The following is a 17367-nucleotide window of genomic DNA, read 5'->3' as shown; positions in this document are numbered from 1 at the left end:
GAACGGGCGGAGATGCAGAAGGCACCATTTTAGCGAATATCGAAACCGTCATAGGTTCTGCCTTCAACGACGTGCTCTCCTCTGGCCCGTACACCGTAATCCCAACAGTACGGCTGGAAGGGGGGGCTGGCGATGACATCTACAACATCAATCTGGGGCTGACCCCCTACATCATCGAACAGGCCGGTGGCGGCAACGATGAAGTCCGCGTGTCGGTGATCAATGCCAGTGGCACGGTCCTGGCGGCAAACGTCGAGCGCCTGACCTACGTCGGCACTGGCGCATTCACCGGTTATGGCAACGACAGCGACAACATCATTACCGGCGGCTCGGGCAGCGACACACTGTACGGTGGCGCGGGCGCGGATCAGCTCATCGGCGGTTCGGGTAACGACACATTGTACGGAGGCGCGGGAGCGGATCAGTTTATCGGCGGTGTTGGCTATGACATAGCGAGCTATCTCGACAGCCAAGAAGCCATGACCTTCAACCTCAAGACGAGTGTGTATTCCGGGACCGCGGCAGGCGATACCTATACCGGTATCGAGGTGATCAGGGGATCGAATTTTAACGACGTTTTCTATGGTGGTAGTTCGTCCATGATGGAGGATGGAGCGGGTGGCGTGGATCTAGTCACTTATGAACAGTCTGACAGCGGGGTGACGATCGACCTGACCAACGGCACCGACATAGGGGAGGCTGCTGGCCACACCTACGCCAACATTGAGTTTTTTCAAGGCAGCAATTTTAACGATACGCTATCAGGCTCTGGTCTGAAGGAGATCTTCATTGGTGGAGCCGGGGCAGATGTAATCGATGGTCGCGCAGGTTTCGACAGTGCTTTTTACATTACAAGCACAACAGGCGTCTCGATCAACTTGCAGACTCAAACCAATCAAGGTGGCGATGCCGAAGGTGATGTATTGCTTAACATCGAACATGTGTTGGGCAGTCATTTCAACGATGTCCTGGTTGGAAACACGGGTGTTAATTATCTGGAGGGTGGATTGGGCAATGACGTCATCGACGGCGGGGACGGCGATGATTTCCTCTATGGTGGGCTGACTTCGTGGATAGAACCTTTCAAAGTCGATAGCTCGGCGAATGGGCCGCAGGCAGACATCTTGTACGGTGGTGGCGGTAACGACACCATCGTCACGGCTGCCAGCGACGAGGGTACTCAGGCCTACGGTGAGGCCGGAAGTGACACGATCACTGTGATACATGGCATGGCTGATGGTGGGGAAGGCAACGACCTGCTGACCGGTAGAGGCGTGGGCTTTTCACTGTCAGGAGGTCAGGGGGATGACAGACTGATATTGCAGACCGGCGGTTTTGCTAACGGTGGTGAGGGTGACGATATCTACACCATCGATACTCCTAAGTTAGTGACGATTCAGGACAACGGCATCAGCGGCGGCGACAAATTGATTTTGTCCTATATCGGCAGCTCTGAACTCTTGGCTGATCGCATCGGTGATGACCTCTATCTGCACCGATCAAGTTTCACTCCAGGACAGACACCGCAAGAAGGTGTGCGCCTCAAGGATTGGTATGCAGGTTACGACACCATCGAACAGATCCAGACAGCTGATATGCAACTCGTCAGTCTGTCGGGCATCAAGGGGTTTGCCGATGATCTGTTTGCCTGAACAGTTGAGTCGGCGTTTCTTGCCGTTTCATACTGGTCACGGTAGGAAAATGCATTCAATGGCGAACACGCTTTCATAACGAGTCTTGAATGTGTCGCTTTTGCCCGGTATTGCTTGAGCCGGGCAAAAGTTTTCAACCCTCCACCCTGGAGAGAAACGTCGCCCGAATTGACTACAGCGGTGAAGACACACGTTTGAAGACAGGCTGCGGCAGGAAACCAGATGACCTTCCTGACCCCAATACCAAAGGCGATGGTCTAATAGTGGGGTAAGACACAAGCGGGCAAGCTCGCTCCCACAAAGGCTTCAGCGCCCTTGCTGCAATACCTTGAGAGCGGCAGAAGCGAGGAACCCTGACCGGCTTTTTTCTTCAGGGTGGTGCAACACATACTCATCAATGCGATTCAGCAAATAGCCAGGCAACGTGATGTTGAGCTTCTGGGCCTTGCCCAGGTACTTGGTGACATCAATGTCCACCAGCGCCCAAGTGCAGCCGGCATACTTTGGATTAGCCGCATGCAGGGTGACAGTGTTGGCTGGCGGAATTGCCGAACCGTCCTCGGCCAGAATCTCGAAGTGCCCCTCAATGGCCTCGCGGGCCATCGCCATGGCGTCGTCCAGATCGTCGCCTGCGGAGAAGCAACCGGGAATATCAGGCACTTCAACACCCCAGGCGTGCTTGTCATCGCCCATGGAAATCGCAATCGGGTAAAGCATATTCATCGTCCTCCGGGAACGCAGGGCAACGGGCCGGCTGGAGCAGCGCCTGTTGCAAGATACTGATGGCCGTTTTCTTGAGCAGGTCCTTCTTCGGATGAGGAACCGTGACCAATCCCGGTTTGGTCGGGTGCTTGAAGTGATGATGACTGCCCCGAACCCGCACCAGATACCAACCGTCTGCAATGATTTGGCTTATCAAGAATCGGCTATTCACAACACCTCCGTGTGGTGTGCTTGGTGGGTACTATACCTACTGAATTTTAATGATCAACACTATAACCACCAGGAGCGACACTGGTGGGTAGGTGAGCTGATTGGACAGAAGTGTAGAAGCCGCGCCCGGCAAGGGGAGCGGCTAGGTGAGTGGGGTTATTTCGGGATGTGAGGAAGGGTAAAAAATATGACCGTGGAGAGGGGGGCTTGCTCCCGCTGGGCTGCGTAGCAGCCCAAGTTTCAGCCCAGTTCGCTTCGCTCCAGGTCCCGTCCGACCAGCTTATCCACAGGCACTAGGCCTGCTGCACAAACGTCAGTCGCACCGCAAATCCAATCAAAAGACTCCCAAACAACCATTGCTGAACACGCTGGGCCGAAGGCGAGCGTTGAAGCCAGCGCCCAAGCGCGACACCTACCAGCGCGTAGGCGCTATCAAACAACAAACCCACGCTGACCAACACCACGCCCAGGGTCGCAAACTGCTCCAGCACCGGTCCGCCCTGTGGATCGATGAACTGCGGCAACAACACCGAGCAAAACAGCAATGCCTTCGGGTTGAGCAAATTGGTCAGCAGCCCACGCCGAATCGCCTGATACCAACGCCGCTTTCCGGCCTCGATACCGGCTCCTTCAAAACTCGGCAACAACGTGGTCCTCAGGCATTGAAACCCGATCCATAACAGATAGGCAGCCCCGGCCAGGCGTACCGCGTCAAAGGTCCAGGGCGCAGTCTTGAACAATGCCGAAAGCCCCAATGCGGCCAGCGCGACATGACATCCCCGGGCGACGCCCAGGCCCACCGCCGTCGCCAGTGCCGTGCCCTTGCCCTGACGGGCACCGGTTTGCAGCAGCAGGATCATGTCCGGCCCAGGCAGCACATACACCACCATCAAGGCCATCAGGAACAACCAGAGCTCTGCCATGCCACATCCCCCTTCATCGACGATTCGGTAGCGTCAGTCTAGGGCCGAGGGGCAGGGCAGGTGGTTGCGAAGTCAGCTTCTAAAGCTTTGGAAATTGGCATAACCTGCCATGTAATCGCGTCATTCCATCGGGAAATGCCAATTCATGAAACTGGATGCCTTCGACCGCAAAATCCTCGCCGCGCTGCAGCGCGATGGTCGCCTGAGCAACGTGCAACTGGCCGAAGAAATCGGCCTGTCCGCCTCCCCATGCCTGCGCCGCGTGCGGATGCTTGAAGAAGCCGGAGTGATTCGCGGCTATCAAGCCGTCCTCGACCGCGACGAAGTGGGCCTTGGGCTGACGATTTTTGTCGGGGTCAAGGTTGAACGGCATAACGACGAACAAGCCGAAGCGTTTCGCCAGGCGGTCACGGCATTGCCGGAGGTGATCTCGGCGTTCCTGGTCTCAGGCGAATCGGATTTCCTGTTGCAAGTGGTGGTGCCGGATCTGCGGGCCTACGACCGATTCCTCACCGGGCGCTTGCTGAAGTTGCCGGGGGTGAGTGACATCCGGAGCAACTTTGCGATTCATACGGTGAAGACGCCGGGGGCGTTGCCGTTGGGGCATTTGCCTGGCGGCTGAGCAATGAACGACACAAGTAGGTAGCCAAGATACAAAAAGCCCCGCTGCGAAAAACGCCGGGGCTTTTTGGTTTGTCGTTAGGTGGGAGTCTGCGGCTCCCATTCTCAAACGTACGGTCTATCTATTGTTTCTCGGCTTTTTTTCTAACTTCAACTTCCGATCTAGGCGTAATGACTTTCACAACGTCATCGATCACCGCCTTGCTCATCTCCAACAAAAAATGCGCAGCCCAGGCGTAGCGGTCGGTGCTCTTCTCAAACGCCGCGTCTTCGGCAAGCCGGTGAGCGAGATGCAAAAGATCCGACGCCCGTTCCAATGCCTCTTGGATAGGGACGCCGCCGTTGACTCGGAACAGTGCTCGATCAGCGGAATAGTTGAAGGGGGTGTAGCCGATGGTTTTTAGCTCAGTGTTTTCGTTCATGGTCTGCCTCCGAAGATCGGAAGGTCGTTGGCCCGAAGCTGAAGCTTGGTTTGGTAAGTATGGAAATAGGATGGAATTACGTTTCGCATAGTTTCACTCCTTGACTTGAGAAACCGCCGCCATCCTTTCCTAGATTCGGGTGGCGGCCGTACGTGGGCTAGGAACCGGGAATCAAGGCACCCGGCACACCCGAGGGTGTCCCACGCACAGCCGCCATAAAACATCATCGCAAACACAAAAAGCGCCTGCAATTTTCATGGGGCGCTGTGCGCCTTGAATTCAACGGGTTCCTAGGCCCGGTCGCTGAATTTGCAGCGACGTCTGGAGAGTAGCCATCGAAGAACAAGGGCAACAAGGCGAAAACTCGCCGAAAAGCAAAGTAAGCGCACCCCCTACGCAGTTTTCGGATTCTGCCTACAAATCTTCCGGGCCATGCGATATGTGGCGAGGGAGCTTGCTCCCGCTGGGCTGCGCAGCAGCCCCCCTCTCATGAGCGCTTCGCACTCAAGCGGGAGCAAGCTCCCTCGCCACGGGACTCATTTTTCTCATTACTATGTCCGTGGAAATGGGGACGTATTTATTTTTGACGTATGACGTAGACGGGAAGCCATCTATCTACGCTCGGAGATCACCTCACACTTTCCCGAATATCAGCCATAAAAAAACCGGCCACCATGGGCCGGTTTTTTAATCCCCCCGTCAAAAAACATACGACAGGGGGACCAGAATTCGATTGGAGCGGGTGAAGGGAATCGAACCCTCGTTATCAGCTTGGGAAGCTGGAGTAATGCCATTATACGACACCCGCTCAGAGCGGCTGACTTTGTACCAGATGTGGCCACGGATTTGAAGTTTTTCTTTACGTACGGCGAGGTCACTCGTCTATGCAAGGCTCAAACCAGAGCGGTCGTTGGCGGGCAAGCCCCTGTGCTGATGGGGGAAGGGGCTTGCTCGCCAGGACTCGGTTTCAGATAGCCAGTGCATGGTAGTCCTGCACGTAGCTGTAGCGCGGTCGGCTTTCGTGGTGTTCCGGTGTGAGGAAACCCAGCAAGGCGTTGCGGCTGTCGCGGCAGGCGGCTTTGTGTTCCATGTCCAGGAAGTGCCCGGTGGCTTGCAGCGTGCTGAAGGTGCTGTGCTCGACGTGGTTGGCGAACAGCCTGGCGTCGACGGCCGAGGTGTACTCGTCCCATTCGCCGTTCAGGAACAGCACCGGCACGTTGATTTTCCTGGCCGCGTTGACGTAGCACTGCTGGTCGCTGTGGAGCACGTCGGTGATGTGGAAGTGCATCTGCCCGTACTCATGCTCGGCCAGGCTGCTGACGTGGCGATAGTTGAAGCGCTTGAACAGCGGCGGCAAGTGCTTGCCGATGGTGCTGTTGACCAAGTGCCCGACACGGTCGCCGTCCAGGCTGCCGAGGTAATCCACACCGCGTTCCAGGTAGTCACGCATCGGCGCATTGAGCACCGGTGAGAACGAGCTGATCACTGCTTTTTCGATGCGCCGTGGGCGCTGGGCCAGGGCGCTCAGCGTGGCGGCGCCGCCCCAGGAAAACGACAGCACGTGCTCGGCGGCGAAGTGGTCGATCAGCTCCAGGAGGATCTGCCCTTCGATCTCCTTCGTCAGCATTTTCTCGTGGCGATTGTGGGCCTTGGACTTGCCCGCATAGGGCTGGTCGTACAGCACGACATTGAATTGCGGGTAGAGGTTTTTGGCGGTCTGTGCAAACGACGCAGTGGTGGCCATTGAGCCGTTGACCAGAATGATGGTCTTTTGTGCGGCGTCTGCGCGATAGAACTCCGTGTAAACCCGATACTGACCCTGTATATCCAGCACAGCGATTTCTGGCCTCATGTCATAAGACTCCTGGCAAGCGGGTATGCGCGCAATGAGATTGCACGGGCAATGTGACAGGTAGGCATACGCCTGGAATATAAGGCCCATGTCGATCCAAGGAAGACGGTCGACGGGTGTTGTTATAGGCGGGCAGTTTGCCGGGCGGACAAGGCGGAACCTGAGGGTTCCCGCCGGCAAAAAGTTTCTTGGAAGTATGTGGTGACTCATCGGTCACATTTCGGCCGACGGTTTGATTCAAGCAGGGGGGCGACCGTTGCGCAAGTACCTGTCGGAAAATTGTTCGACACTTCTGCCCGACGGTCATCGACTCAGATCAGGCTGACCTCCTCAGGCGTCAAGGCGCGGTACTGACCGGGCTCAAGGTTGGCGTCCAGCAGCAGTGGCCCCATGCATTCACGGTGCAGGCGCAGCACCTTGTTGTCGAAGTGGCCGAACATGCGTTTGACCTGGTGGTAGCGCCCTTCAACGATGCTCAAGCGCGCCGATTTTTCCCCCAGCAGCGTCAGTTCTGCCGGCTGGGTGGTGAGGTCTTCGAAGGCGAAATACAGGCCTCGGGCGAAGGTGTCGGCATATTCGGCCGTGATGGTTCGCTCGGTTTCGACGTAGTAGACCTTGGGCAGCTTGGTCTGCGGTTGGGTCAGGCGCCGCGACCAGCTGCCGTCATTGGTGATCAGCATCAGCCCGGTGGTGTTGAAATCCAGGCGCCCGGCGATGTGCAGGTCGTCCTTGTCCGGTTCGTCCAGCCAGTCGAGGACGGTGGGGTGTTGCGGATCGCGAGTGGCACTGACGCAGCCGGGCGGCTTGTGCAGCATGAAGTAGCGCGCCGGTCGGCCGGTTTGCAGCACTTCGTCGTCGACTTCGACGCGACTGAATTCTCGTACCGGTGCATGGGGATCGTTGACGGTCTGGCCGTCGATTCGCACCCGACGCTCTACCAGCAACAGGCGCACTTGTTGGCGATTGAATCGCGGCAGATTACTGAGGAAACGGTCGACGCGCATGGGCAGTTCAGGCAGGGCAGCGGAGGGTGGGTATCTTACGCGATCGGTTGGGGCTTGGCGCGCAACTGGGCTTGGACCTGGGCGCAGCGTGGGCACAGGCAGGACTGATCACGCAGTTCGGCCGGCAATGCTTCAAGCACGGCCGGGTCGATGCTCACGCCATAACACCAGCAGGCCCGGTCGGCGGTTCGTGGGTCGGCCAGGGTGCAGTCGTTGGTGCCGCCGCAGGCCGGGCAAAGGTCGGGTTTATTCATAACTGGAGTGAGGCATGTCCACGCAGGTTCGGTTGCCCCCGGTCTGCCGGGCGCGTTGCAACGCATGATCGGTCCGCGACAGCAAGCTGTGCAAGGTATCTTCGTCCTGCAAGGTGGTGAGGCCGAGGCTGACGGTGACCAGCAATTGTTTACCGCTGCAGAAATAGCGCTGCTTTTCGATGTGCTGACGAATTTTCTCCGCGATTTTCAGACCGGTCTGGCCGTCGGTGTCCTTGAGCAGGACGACAAAGGCTTCGGCGCTCCAGCGACAGACGATGTCCGAATGCCGCAGGCTCTCAGTCAGGCTGCGGGCGAACCCGGTCAACAGTTGATCGGTGGCGATATGACCGTGGGTGGTGTCCAGCCGCTTGAAGTCGTCCAGTTCCACCAGCAGCGCCGTCAAGGGTCTGGGCTCGCGCTGGGCTTCGTGAAGGGCTTGCACGGCCAGCAGGTCGAAGCCACGGCGGTTCGGCAATTCGGTCAGGCTGTCGAGGGTGGCCTGGGCGTCGATGCGTTGCTGGTAGTTGTTGATCAGCCGACAAAGAATGGCCAGGACCGCCAGCGTCACGAGCAGGCCGACCAGCAGGTTCACGTACAGCGTCTTGAGAATGTGATCGCGTATCGAGGTATGGGCGGCGTAATAGCCCAACAATGAAATGATCAGGAAGCTTGTACCAAGCAACGCCACCACGACCAGCAGCGGCTTGCGCTGGGAATACAACGGCGAACGAAGCGACATGGCGATTCCCTTGGCTAGGACCCAATGGAGTCAGTTTAGTGGCCTTGTGGGAAAAGACAGTCGAATTTGCAGGTTTGCAAGATTGTGGCGAGGGGATTTATCCCCGTTGGGCCGCGAAGCGGCCCCAATGCACTCTGCCTGATACACCACGCTGACAGGTTTTGGGGCTGCTGCGCAGCCCAGCGGGGATAAATCCCCTCGCCACAGGTACTGTTTACTCAAGGGTAATTAGATAAGCCCGCCATCCCCCCAGATGGCTGATGTCCTGAGCGCCCTCCAAACCATACGAATCACAGATGAATCCGCTCTCCCAGCGCCCATCGGCCAGTTGCACCTTGCCCAGCCCCAACGGTGCTGGAATGCCCGTCAGGAATGAGCCCAGTTCACTGCTCGGCAGCTCCCAGACTTCGACCTCGATCGCCACGCCGCCTTCACGAACCCGAACCATGCCGGGACGCAAGGGTGGGCCGCCGGCCAAGGCATGGAGGCGGTAGTCCGGCGAGCTTTGGGTGGCCTCGATCAGCCGGGCGCCGCGTTGCTTGAGCTGCCAGTTCAGTGCCAACCCGTCCAGGTGTGCGCCGCACACGACCAGCCGCGCCCGGTCGTGGCGCGCCGGGTGGGCGGGCACGGGCAAGGTCTTGTCCTGTTGACGCTGCAAGGCATCGGCCAGGCTCAAGAGGTATTGATCGGTGAAGGCTCGACCGAACAGCGTCACGCCCCAGGGCAAGCCGTTGGTCATGAGCGCGCTGGGAACGGCGACGGCGGCGTAGTCCAGCAGGTTCATGAAATTGGTGTAGTAACCCAGTTCCGAGTTGCGTAGCACCGGTTCGGCGGCCAGTTCGGCGAGGGTCACTGGCCGGCCGATGGTCGGTGTGAGTACGCAGTCAAGCGCGTCCATGGCCCGGTCGCATTGAGCTTTGAGCGCTTGCAAACGGTAGCGGGCGCGGAAGGTTTGTACGCCATCTACCGTAGGCGCTTTCGCCAATACGGCGCGGATGACGGGCAGTACGGCGTCGGGCTCGCGCTCCATCAATGGGCCGGCAACGCTGTAGCGTTCGGCCACCCACGGGCCTTCATAAAGCAGCCGTGCGGCTTCCAGGAACGGCGACAGGTCCAGTTCCACGGCTTCGCCGCCCAGACGTTCGAGTCGCTCGATGGCATCCAGAAACAGGTGCGGACCTTCAGGGCAGCCGAAAAACGCCAGGTCCTGCTGGCGCGGTACGCCGAAGCGAAAGCGCCGAGGCGCGCCGAACGCAGAGCCGTCGTTCCACTGCGGGTTGTGGCGGCTGTAGTCGTCACGAGGGTCTGGACGGGCCGTCAGCGCCAATAGCTGGCTGGCTTCCTTGGCCGTTGCCGTGAAGGTCGTGACGCAGTCCAGCGTGCGACAGGCCGGGACCACGCCTGCCGTGGAGATCAACCCCAGGGTGGCCTTCATGCCCACCATATTATTCAGTGCAGCGGGCACCCGGCCGGATCCGGCGGTATCGGTGCCCAAGGCAAAACTCGCCACGCCCAAGGCCACGGCCAGCGACGAGCCGGCGCTCGAACCGCCTGCCGGATAGTCCGGCAACACGCTGTTGCGGCAGGCGCCGTAGGGCGAGCGAGTGCCATTGAGCCCGGTGGCGAACTGGTCGAGGTTGGTCTTGCCCAGGGGGATCGCGCCCAGTGCCAGCAACTGCTCGACGATGGTCGCCGAGCGTGGCGGCACATAGGCAAACGCCGGGCAGGCTGCAGTGGTCGGAATGCCGGCCAGGTCGATGTTGTCCTTGATGGCGAAAGGTACGCCGTACAAGGGGAGGCTCTCCAGGTCGCGGCCTTCCAACGCGGCCAGGTAGGGCTCCAGTTCCTCGACCGTCAGCAGGTGGATGAACAGGTGATAGTCCGGGTTCAGCGCCGCGGCTTTTTCCCGCAGCTCCAACAGCAATGTCCGAGGCGTCAGTTCGCCGCTGCGGTAGGCATTGCGCAGGTCGTCCAAGCGAAGCGAAAGGTTCATGGTGTTAATCCTTTGATTGAGTTCAGTCACGTTCCAGCACCACGACGCGTTGTCCGGCGCGCACCGCCGAACCGGCCTGGACGCGCACCTCGCGCACCACGCCGGCCACGGGTGCCAGCAGCGGAATTTCCATCTTCATCGACTCCAGGATGACCAGCACATCACCGGCGGCCACCCGCGTGCCAACGTCGACCTGGACTTGCCAGAGGTTGCCAGCGATGTGGCTGTCGACGCTCAGTTGACCTTCGGTCAGCAGCGAATCTTCGCTCGGCGCGATGGCCGGTTCTTCACTGTCGAAATGTGCCTGGCCACTGGCGATCCAACGCTCGCGCTCGGCCTCGAAGGCACTTTGTTGCTGGCGGCGGAACGCGGCGATGCTGTTCGCTTCCTGCACCAGGAAACGCTGGTAGTCAGCGAGGTTGAGCTGGCTATGCTCGATCTCCAGGTCGAAGCGGCCCAGGGGGAATTCGCGGCGGATGTGCAGCAACTCATCGGCGCTGACCGGGTAGAAGCGGATCTGATCGAAGAACCGCAGCAACCAGGGTTTGCCGTCGAATGCGGCGACCTCCCGATAACGGTTCCACATCTGCAATGTGCGCCCGACGAACTGATAGCCGCCAGGCCCTTCCATGCCGTACACGCACATGTAGGCGCCGCCGATGCCCACCGAGTTTTCCGCGGTCCAGGTCCGGGCCGGGTTGTATTTGGTGGTCACCAGTCGATGGCGAGGGTCGAGCGGTGTGGCGACCGGCGCGCCGAGGTAGACGTCCCCCAGGCCCATGACCAGGTAGCTGGCGTCAAACACCGTGCGTTGCACCTCGTCGAGGTTGGGCAGGTCGTTGATGCGTCGAATGAACTCCAGGTTGCTCGGGCACCAGGGCGCGTCCTTGCGCACGGTGGTCATGTATTTTTCAATGGCCAGCTGACAGGCCGGGTCATCCCAGGACAGCGGCAGGTGGACGATGCGCGACGGTACTTGCAGGTCCTGGGCGGCGCACACGGCGTCCCACTCGCCGGCGACGATGCTCAGTAGATCGGCCAGGGGCAGTTGTTCGGGTTGATAGTGCACTTGCAGCGAGCGAATGCCCGGCGTCAGGTCGATCACACCGTGCAATTGTTTGTGTTCCAAAGCCTGCATCAAGGCATGGGCGCGAAAGCGCAGCACCAAGTCCAGTTCGGGGGCGCCGATTTCCAGCAGCAGGTGGGTGTCGCCGGCTAATCTCGCCACCATCCGGGTATCGTCCTGGCCGATATCCAATACCACAGGCGACACCATCCCCTGTGGGAGCGGGCTTGCTCGCGAAAGCGATGGCACATTCAGCATTGATGTATCAGACAGACCGCTTTCGCGAGCAAGCCCGCTCCCACAGTTAGCGTATTCCAAGGCAAGTGAGCGGGCTGTCTTCAGGTCCACCGGCACAAACCGCACCTTGTCCCCAGCCTTGAGTTGCCCCAACTGCCAGAGATCCGCTTCGATCACCGTCACCGGGCAGACGAAACCGCCCAGGCTCGGGCCGTCGGGGCCGAGGATGACGGGCATGTCGCCGGTGAAGTCCACGGCGCCGATGGCGTAGGGGTTGTCATGGATGTTGGAAGGATGCAGCCCGGCCTCGCCACCGTCGGCGCGAACCCATTCAGGTTTCGGCCCGATCAGTCGGACGCCGGTGCGGCTGGAGTTGAAGTGCACTTCCCAGGCGGTGTCGAAGAACGTCTGGATGTAGCGCTCGGTGAAGTATTCGGGCGCGCCGTGGGGGCCGTAGATCACGCGGATCAGGCGCACGCTCGGCAGTTCCAGGATCGGTGCGCTCGTTGGCGGCAGCGTCGTGTGCTCATCCAGCGGCACCAGATGCAACACGTCGCCGGTACACAATGCCCGTCCGCCATGGCCGCCGAACTGACCGAGGGTAAACGTGCTTTTGCTGCCCAGGTAATCCGGTACTTGTACGCCACCCTGCAGGCACAGGTAGCTGCGCGCCCCGGCACCGGAAATATTGCCGATGGCGAGGGTGGCGCCGGCAGCGATCGACAACGGGGTGTTCATCGGTACGGCTTCACCGTCGAGCGTGAGGGCAATCACCGCACCGGTCACCGCCACCCGGGCATCGCAGTTGAAACGCAGCAGCGGCCCGTTCATGGTGATCTCCAATGCCGCCGCACCTTCTTCATTGCCCAGCAGGCGATTGCCCAGGCGCAACGAACGGCTGTCCATCGGTCCTGACGGCGGCACCCCCACCGCCCAATAACCGAGGCGGCCGGGATAGTCCTGGACACTGGTCTGGGTGCCGGGGCTGAGCACTTCAACGGTGTGGGCACGGTAGACCAACGCGTCCAGGCAGCGGGTCCAGGGCTGGCCGTTGGCAAACGGTGCATCGAGGAGAATCTGTTGCAGGTAGTCGCGATTGGTTTCGACGCCGTACAGCAGGCTTTCGTCCAGCGCTTGGTGCAAGCCCAGGCGGGCCTGCTCGCGGGTTGGCGCCCAGCGAATGACCTTGGCGATCATCGGGTCGAAGTAGGGCGGGATCTGGCAACCGGCCTCGACCCAGGTGTCGATGCGCAACTGTTTGCCGTCGGCCTCGGGGAATTTCACGGCGGTCAAAAGCCCAGGGCTTGGCTGGAAGTCCCGGCCTGGATCCTCGGCATACAAGCGGGCCTGGATCGCGTGCCCCTCGGCTTTTAAACCCTCGCTCAATTCGTTCAGTGGCGGCAGTTCTCCTGCGGCCAGTTGCACCATCCAGCGCACCAGGTCCACGCCCCACACCTGTTCGGTGACACCGTGCTCCACTTGCAGGCGGGTGTTCACTTCCAGGAAATAGAAGCGCCCGGCGTCGCTGTCGAACACGAATTCCACGGTGCCGGCGCTGCGGTAGTTCACCGCCCGGGCCAGTTGGATCGCCGCTGCGCAGAGTTCGTCGGCCATGCCCTCGGGCAGGTTGGGGGCCGGCGTTTCCTCGATGACTTTCTGGTTGCGCCGTTGCACCGAGCAGTCGCGCACGCCCAGGGCGATCACCTGGCCCTGGCCATCGCCGAACACCTGCACCTCCAGATGCCGCGCGCGTTCGATGTACTTCTCGATGAATACGCCGGCGTCGCTGAAGTTGTTCTGACCCAGGCGCTTGACCGCTTCGAAGGATTCGCTCAGCTCGGCGGCGCTGCGACACACACGCATGCCGATGCCGCCACCGCCGGCTGTGCTTTTGAGCATCACCGGATAGCCAATCCGGGCTCCGGCCAACAGTGCGGTGTCGAGGCTGTCGAGCAGTTCGGTGCCTTCGAGCAGGGGCACGCCGTGCCGGCGCGCCAAGTCTCGGGCGGTGTGCTTGAGACCGAACACGCGCAGTTGTTGTGGCGTCGGACCAATGAAGGCGATCCCGGCCGCTTCGCAGGCTTCGGCGAAGGCTGCGTTTTCCGAGAGAAAACCGTAGCCGGGATGAATCGCCGTCGCGCCGCTGCTTTTGGCAATCGCCAGGAGCTTGTCCACCGCCAGATACGTATTGGCCGCCGCGCCTTCGCCCAGGCTGTGGGCTTCGTCGGCCTGCAGGATATGCAGGCTGGCGGCGTCGGCTTGGGAATACACCGCCACGCCGTGGACCTTCAGTTCGCCCAAGGTCCGCAGGATGCGGCAAGCGATGGCGCCACGGTTGGCGATGAGGATTTTTTCGAACATGGCATTGCCCCCTCAGGCATGAGTGCTGCCTGAACTGGGATGCGGGCCGTCCCGCAGTTTTCGATGGCCGCCGGGGTCGTCCCAGGCGGCGAAATAATCAAGTTCAAAAGCACCATTGATACCTGTGGGAGCGGGCTTGCTCGCGAAGACATCGGCACATCCGACATCGCCGCCAACTGACCCACCGCTTTCGCGAGCAAGCCCGCTCCCACAGGGCATTGAGGGTGTTCATGAATCTGTGTTTATTTGATGCACTGCCCCGACCGGCTCTGGCACAACGCAAACAGCCAGCGACGCAAGCGGATGAGTTTCAGTTCCATATCAAAAGCTCCGCAGGCGTGGGGTTATAGGCGTTGCAGGGGTTATTCAGTTGCGGGCAGTTGGAGATCAGCACGATCACGTCCATCTCGGCCCGCAGGTCGACGTATTTGCCTGGCGCCGAGATCCCGTCTTCGAAGGTCAGGCCGCCGTCGGCGGTGACCGGCACGTTCATGAAGAAGTTGATGTTCGGCCCGATATCGCCCTTGCCCAGGCGACCATCGTGGGCGCAGGCCCGCAGGTAATTGTCACGGCAGCTGTGCATGTAGCGTTTTTCCAGGGCGTAGCGCACGGTGTTGCTTTCCTGGGCGCAGGCGCCGCCGAGGGTGTCGTGGCGTCCACAGGTGTCTTCGACGATGGTCAGCATCGGGTGGCCGAGGTTCGAATAGAGCACGCTGCCGGTGCTCAAATAAACGCTGTTTTGCCGACGCAGTGTGCGCTGTACGTCGTAGCGTTCCTTGGGGTTGGCCAGGCTGTAGAACAGCGTATCGACCGCCTGGTTGCCTTCCAGGTCGAGGATGCGCAAGGTCTGGCCCGCCTTGACCTCCACCAGCCAGGGTTCCCCGGCGGGAATCGTGGCACGGTAGACGGCGGTATCGGGTTGCTTGTGTGCGGTGGCGATGGCGAGTGACATGGCAGCGATCCTCAGGCGAACAGGCGGTCGGTGTTGATGAAGCCGCGCTGGTTTTCCGGGCGCGAAAGGCGGCAGTGCTCGGCGACGCTGGCGTCGGCATTCATCCAGCTGAGCTTGATCGGTTGCGGGGCGTATTGCGGGTTCGGGTCCATCGGGTGTTGCAGCGCGGTCAGCACCACCAGGGTGTCCATCGGCGCGTACAGCTCGATGTAGTCGCCGGTCAGGGAATTGCCCTCCACGAAGTGAAAGCTTCCCGCCTCATCGACATCGACCCGGCTGAACAGGTTGAGGGTCATCAGCAGGTCGGACAGGCCCAGGCCCCATTTGCCCAGTTCCACCAACAGGTTGTCGGTGCCGTTGCGAAAGAAGCCGTTGCGCAGTTCCTGGTAGCGGCCCTGACCGTATTTTTGCGCGACTTCCTCGGCGCAGAGCACGCCGCCCAGGCTGTCGCTCCAGCCACAGGTGTCGGCGGTGATGGCCGCCAGCACCCGGCCCATGTCCGAGTAGAGGCAGTGGCCGGCGGTGAGCTTGGCGGTGTGTTGGCATTTGAGGCTATCAGGCAGGTTCAGGCGTTCGGTTTTCTCGTTGGCATTGAGTAGCGTCAGGCTCACGTTGGCCCCGCCGCGCAGATCGGTCAGGCGCAGCAGCTGGCCGCGCTTGAGCACGAACGAGCGGTGGCCGCCGCCGGGCAGCAGTTCTTCGGCGAAGGGCGTAAACAAGCGGGTCGAGTCGGGCATGGAAAAACTCCTTTCAAGCGATACGCAATGTGCCGGCCAGTTCGGCGGGCAGGGCGTCGACGGCGGCACGGACGGTGCGGCGGTCGCTGTTCAATGGAATGTCGTAGGTGATGCGTGCGCCATAGGCGCCAGGGGCGTGGGGATCGACACGGACTTTGTCGAACACCAGCAGGCGCGTGCCGAGGCTGAAACCTTCGGACAGGTCATGGGTGACCATGAACACCGTCAGGCGGGTTTCGCGCCACAACGCCAGCAACAAGGCGTGCATGTCTTTGCGAATGCCCGGGTCGAGGGCGCCGAAGGGTTCGTCCAGCAGCAGGACCCGCGGCTTCATGATCAGTGCCTGGGCGATGGCCAGTCGCTGCTGCATACCCCCGGACAGTTGCGCCGGGTATTTATCCAGCGCATGGCCCAGGCCGACCTTGTCCAGCAGTTGCGCGGCTTCTTCCCGGGCCTGGCGCTTGGCGCCGCCGAACAGGCGGCCCAGCAGCGGCGAGCGCGGCAGTTCCAGGCCCAGGGCCACGTTGTCCAGCACGGTCAGGTGCGGGAACACCGAGTAACGCTGGAACACCACGCCCCGGCTGGCATCCGGCTCGCCGGCCAAGGGTTCGCCGTCCAGGAGAATCTGTCCGCGACTGGCGCGCTCCTGGCCCAGCAGCAAGCGCAGGAAGGTCGACTTGCCGCAACCCGACGCCCCCACCAGGGTGCAGAACTCACCCTCGGCGACCTCCAGGTTCAAGCGCTCAAGCACCACCTGATCGGCGTACTGCTGCCAGACGTTGTTCACAGTAATGAAGCTCATGCCTTCGCTCCCTCATACCAGGGGAACGCTTGCCGGGTCAGGCGCTTGAGGCCCCAGTCCATCAGCCAGGCGAGCAGGGTGATCCACACCACGTACGGCAAGATCACGTCCATCGCCAGGTAACGGCGCACCAGGAAAATCCGATAGCCCAGCCCATCGGTGGAGGCGATGGCTTCGGCGGCGATCAGAAACAGCCAGGCCGAACCGAGCATCAGCCGCAGGGAAATCAACAGGCGCGGCAGCAATTGCGGCAGCACCACCCGCAGCATCAGGGTCCAGGTCGAAGCACCAAGGGTTTGGGCCTTGATCAGCAGCTCGGGCGGAATTTCCCGGGCGCGCTGTTCCAGGTCCCGGGCCAGGCACGGTGTGATGCCGATGACGATCAGCATCACTTTCGACAACTCTCCCAGGCCGAAGACAATGAACAGGATCGGCAGGATAGCCAGCGGTGGCACCATCGACACCACGGTGAGCAGCGGCGATAACGGCGCACCCAACAGCGGCAACGTGCCGGCGGCAATGCCCAGGCACAGTCCGGCCAGGGCGCTGATGCCCAGGCCGATGGCCAACCGGCGCAGGCTTGAGGCGGTGTCCTGCCAGAGCAGGTATTCACCGCTGCGGGCGTCAGCGGTGAAGGCCAGGCGCTTGACCGCATCGGCCATCTGCACGGCGCTGGGCAGCAGCTTGTCGTTGGGGTTGTCCGTCAACCGTTCGGCCGAGCCCATGAAGTAGGCGAACAACACCAGCGCGAAGGGCAGGATCACCAGCAACAAGCGGCTGGGACGATCCGGGTAGCGGTTGATCAGGCGCATGCCAGGT

Annotated in this window: 14 protein-coding genes, 1 tRNA gene and 2 pseudogenes; 2 read left to right on the top strand and 15 right to left on the bottom strand. The window is 60.9% G+C overall.

What is annotated here, in order from left to right:
• Positions 1-1652: calcium-binding protein (locus BM317_RS21230; protein ID WP_139236053.1), on the top strand; the 1652-nt coding region annotated here is incomplete at its 5' end.
• Between the two features lie 306 nt (positions 1653-1958).
• On the opposite strand, the gene BM317_RS21225 is transcribed toward BM317_RS21230, so the two are convergent.
• From BM317_RS21225 to BM317_RS21215, 3 genes and pseudogenes are all read right to left on the bottom strand, one after another.
• Positions 1959-2369 (bottom strand): type II toxin-antitoxin system HicB family antitoxin, encoded by a 411-nt coding sequence (locus tag BM317_RS21225; RefSeq protein WP_025212335.1) that lies wholly within the window; start codon positions 2367-2369, stop codon positions 1959-1961.
• Positions 2370-2409: 40 nt separating this feature from the next.
• Positions 2410-2586: pseudogene (locus BM317_RS21220) on the bottom strand (type II toxin-antitoxin system HicA family toxin); the annotation flags it as partial.
• 292 nt (positions 2587-2878) lie between these two features.
• Positions 2879-3508 (bottom strand): LysE family translocator, encoded by a 630-nt coding sequence (locus BM317_RS21215; protein ID WP_092172591.1) that lies wholly within the window; start codon positions 3506-3508, stop codon positions 2879-2881.
• 145 nt (positions 3509-3653) lie between these two features.
• On the opposite strand from BM317_RS21215, the gene BM317_RS21210 reads away from it, so the two are divergent.
• Positions 3654-4130, top strand: a complete 477-nt coding sequence (locus tag BM317_RS21210) for an Lrp/AsnC family transcriptional regulator (RefSeq protein WP_092172588.1) — start codon at positions 3654-3656, stop codon at positions 4128-4130.
• Between the two features lie 121 nt (positions 4131-4251).
• On the opposite strand, the gene BM317_RS21205 is transcribed toward BM317_RS21210, so the two are convergent.
• From BM317_RS21205 to BM317_RS21145, 12 genes and pseudogenes are all read right to left on the bottom strand, one after another.
• Positions 4252-4551: a DUF3077 domain-containing protein gene (locus BM317_RS21205; protein ID WP_092148664.1), complete on the bottom strand. Its 300-nt coding sequence runs from the start codon at positions 4549-4551 to the stop codon at positions 4252-4254.
• Positions 4552-5285: 734 nt separating this feature from the next.
• Positions 5286-5359: transfer RNA gene (locus tag BM317_RS21200), tRNA-Gly, on the bottom strand.
• A gap of 159 nt (positions 5360-5518) precedes the next feature.
• Positions 5519-6403, bottom strand: coding sequence for an alpha/beta fold hydrolase (locus BM317_RS21195; RefSeq protein ID WP_092476078.1), 885 nt, complete (start codon positions 6401-6403; stop codon positions 5519-5521).
• Positions 6404-6714: 311 nt separating this feature from the next.
• Positions 6715-7407 carry a pseudouridine synthase gene (locus BM317_RS21190; protein WP_092172579.1) on the bottom strand — a complete coding sequence of 231 codons (693 nt, stop codon included), beginning with the start codon at positions 7405-7407 and terminating at the stop codon, positions 6715-6717.
• A gap of 35 nt (positions 7408-7442) precedes the next feature.
• On the bottom strand, positions 7443-7661 hold the full coding sequence (locus tag BM317_RS21185) for a cysteine-rich CWC family protein (RefSeq protein ID WP_060738783.1): 219 nt from the start codon (positions 7659-7661) through the stop codon (positions 7443-7445).
• Positions 7654-8271: pseudogene (locus BM317_RS21180) on the bottom strand (GGDEF domain-containing protein); the annotation flags it as partial. The gene BM317_RS21185 and the pseudogene BM317_RS21180, both read right to left, overlap by 8 nt.
• A gap of 343 nt (positions 8272-8614) precedes the next feature.
• A complete protein-coding gene (gene atzF / locus BM317_RS21175) occupies positions 8615-10393 on the bottom strand; it encodes an allophanate hydrolase (protein WP_092476075.1) in 1779 nt (592 codons plus the stop codon).
• Between the two features lie 22 nt (positions 10394-10415).
• Positions 10416-14057, bottom strand: coding sequence for an urea carboxylase (gene uca, locus BM317_RS21170; RefSeq protein ID WP_092172570.1), 3642 nt, complete (start codon positions 14055-14057; stop codon positions 10416-10418).
• A 310-nt stretch (positions 14058-14367) separates the two neighbouring features.
• On the bottom strand, positions 14368-15009 hold the full coding sequence (locus tag BM317_RS21160; RefSeq protein ID WP_042732480.1) for an urea amidolyase associated protein UAAP2: 642 nt from the start codon (positions 15007-15009) through the stop codon (positions 14368-14370).
• A gap of 11 nt (positions 15010-15020) precedes the next feature.
• On the bottom strand, positions 15021-15746 hold the full coding sequence (locus BM317_RS21155; protein WP_092476072.1) for an urea amidolyase associated protein UAAP1: 726 nt from the start codon (positions 15744-15746) through the stop codon (positions 15021-15023).
• 13 nt (positions 15747-15759) lie between these two features.
• Positions 15760-16548, bottom strand: coding sequence for an ABC transporter ATP-binding protein (locus BM317_RS21150; protein ID WP_092172561.1), 789 nt, complete (start codon positions 16546-16548; stop codon positions 15760-15762).
• A complete protein-coding gene (locus BM317_RS21145; RefSeq protein ID WP_060738777.1) occupies positions 16545-17360 on the bottom strand; it encodes an ABC transporter permease in 816 nt (271 codons plus the stop codon). Before BM317_RS21145 ends, BM317_RS21150 begins: the two co-directional genes overlap by 4 nt.
• Positions 17361-17367: the final 7 nt, after the last annotated feature.

Origin of the sequence: Pseudomonas sp. NFACC24-1 (assembly GCF_900115235.1) — a bacterium.
Lineage (GTDB): Bacteria > Pseudomonadota > Gammaproteobacteria > Pseudomonadales > Pseudomonadaceae > Aquipseudomonas > Aquipseudomonas fluorescens_AA.
The sequence above is the reverse complement of the archived record's forward strand: the minus strand, read 5'-3'. Positions and strand labels throughout refer to the sequence as shown.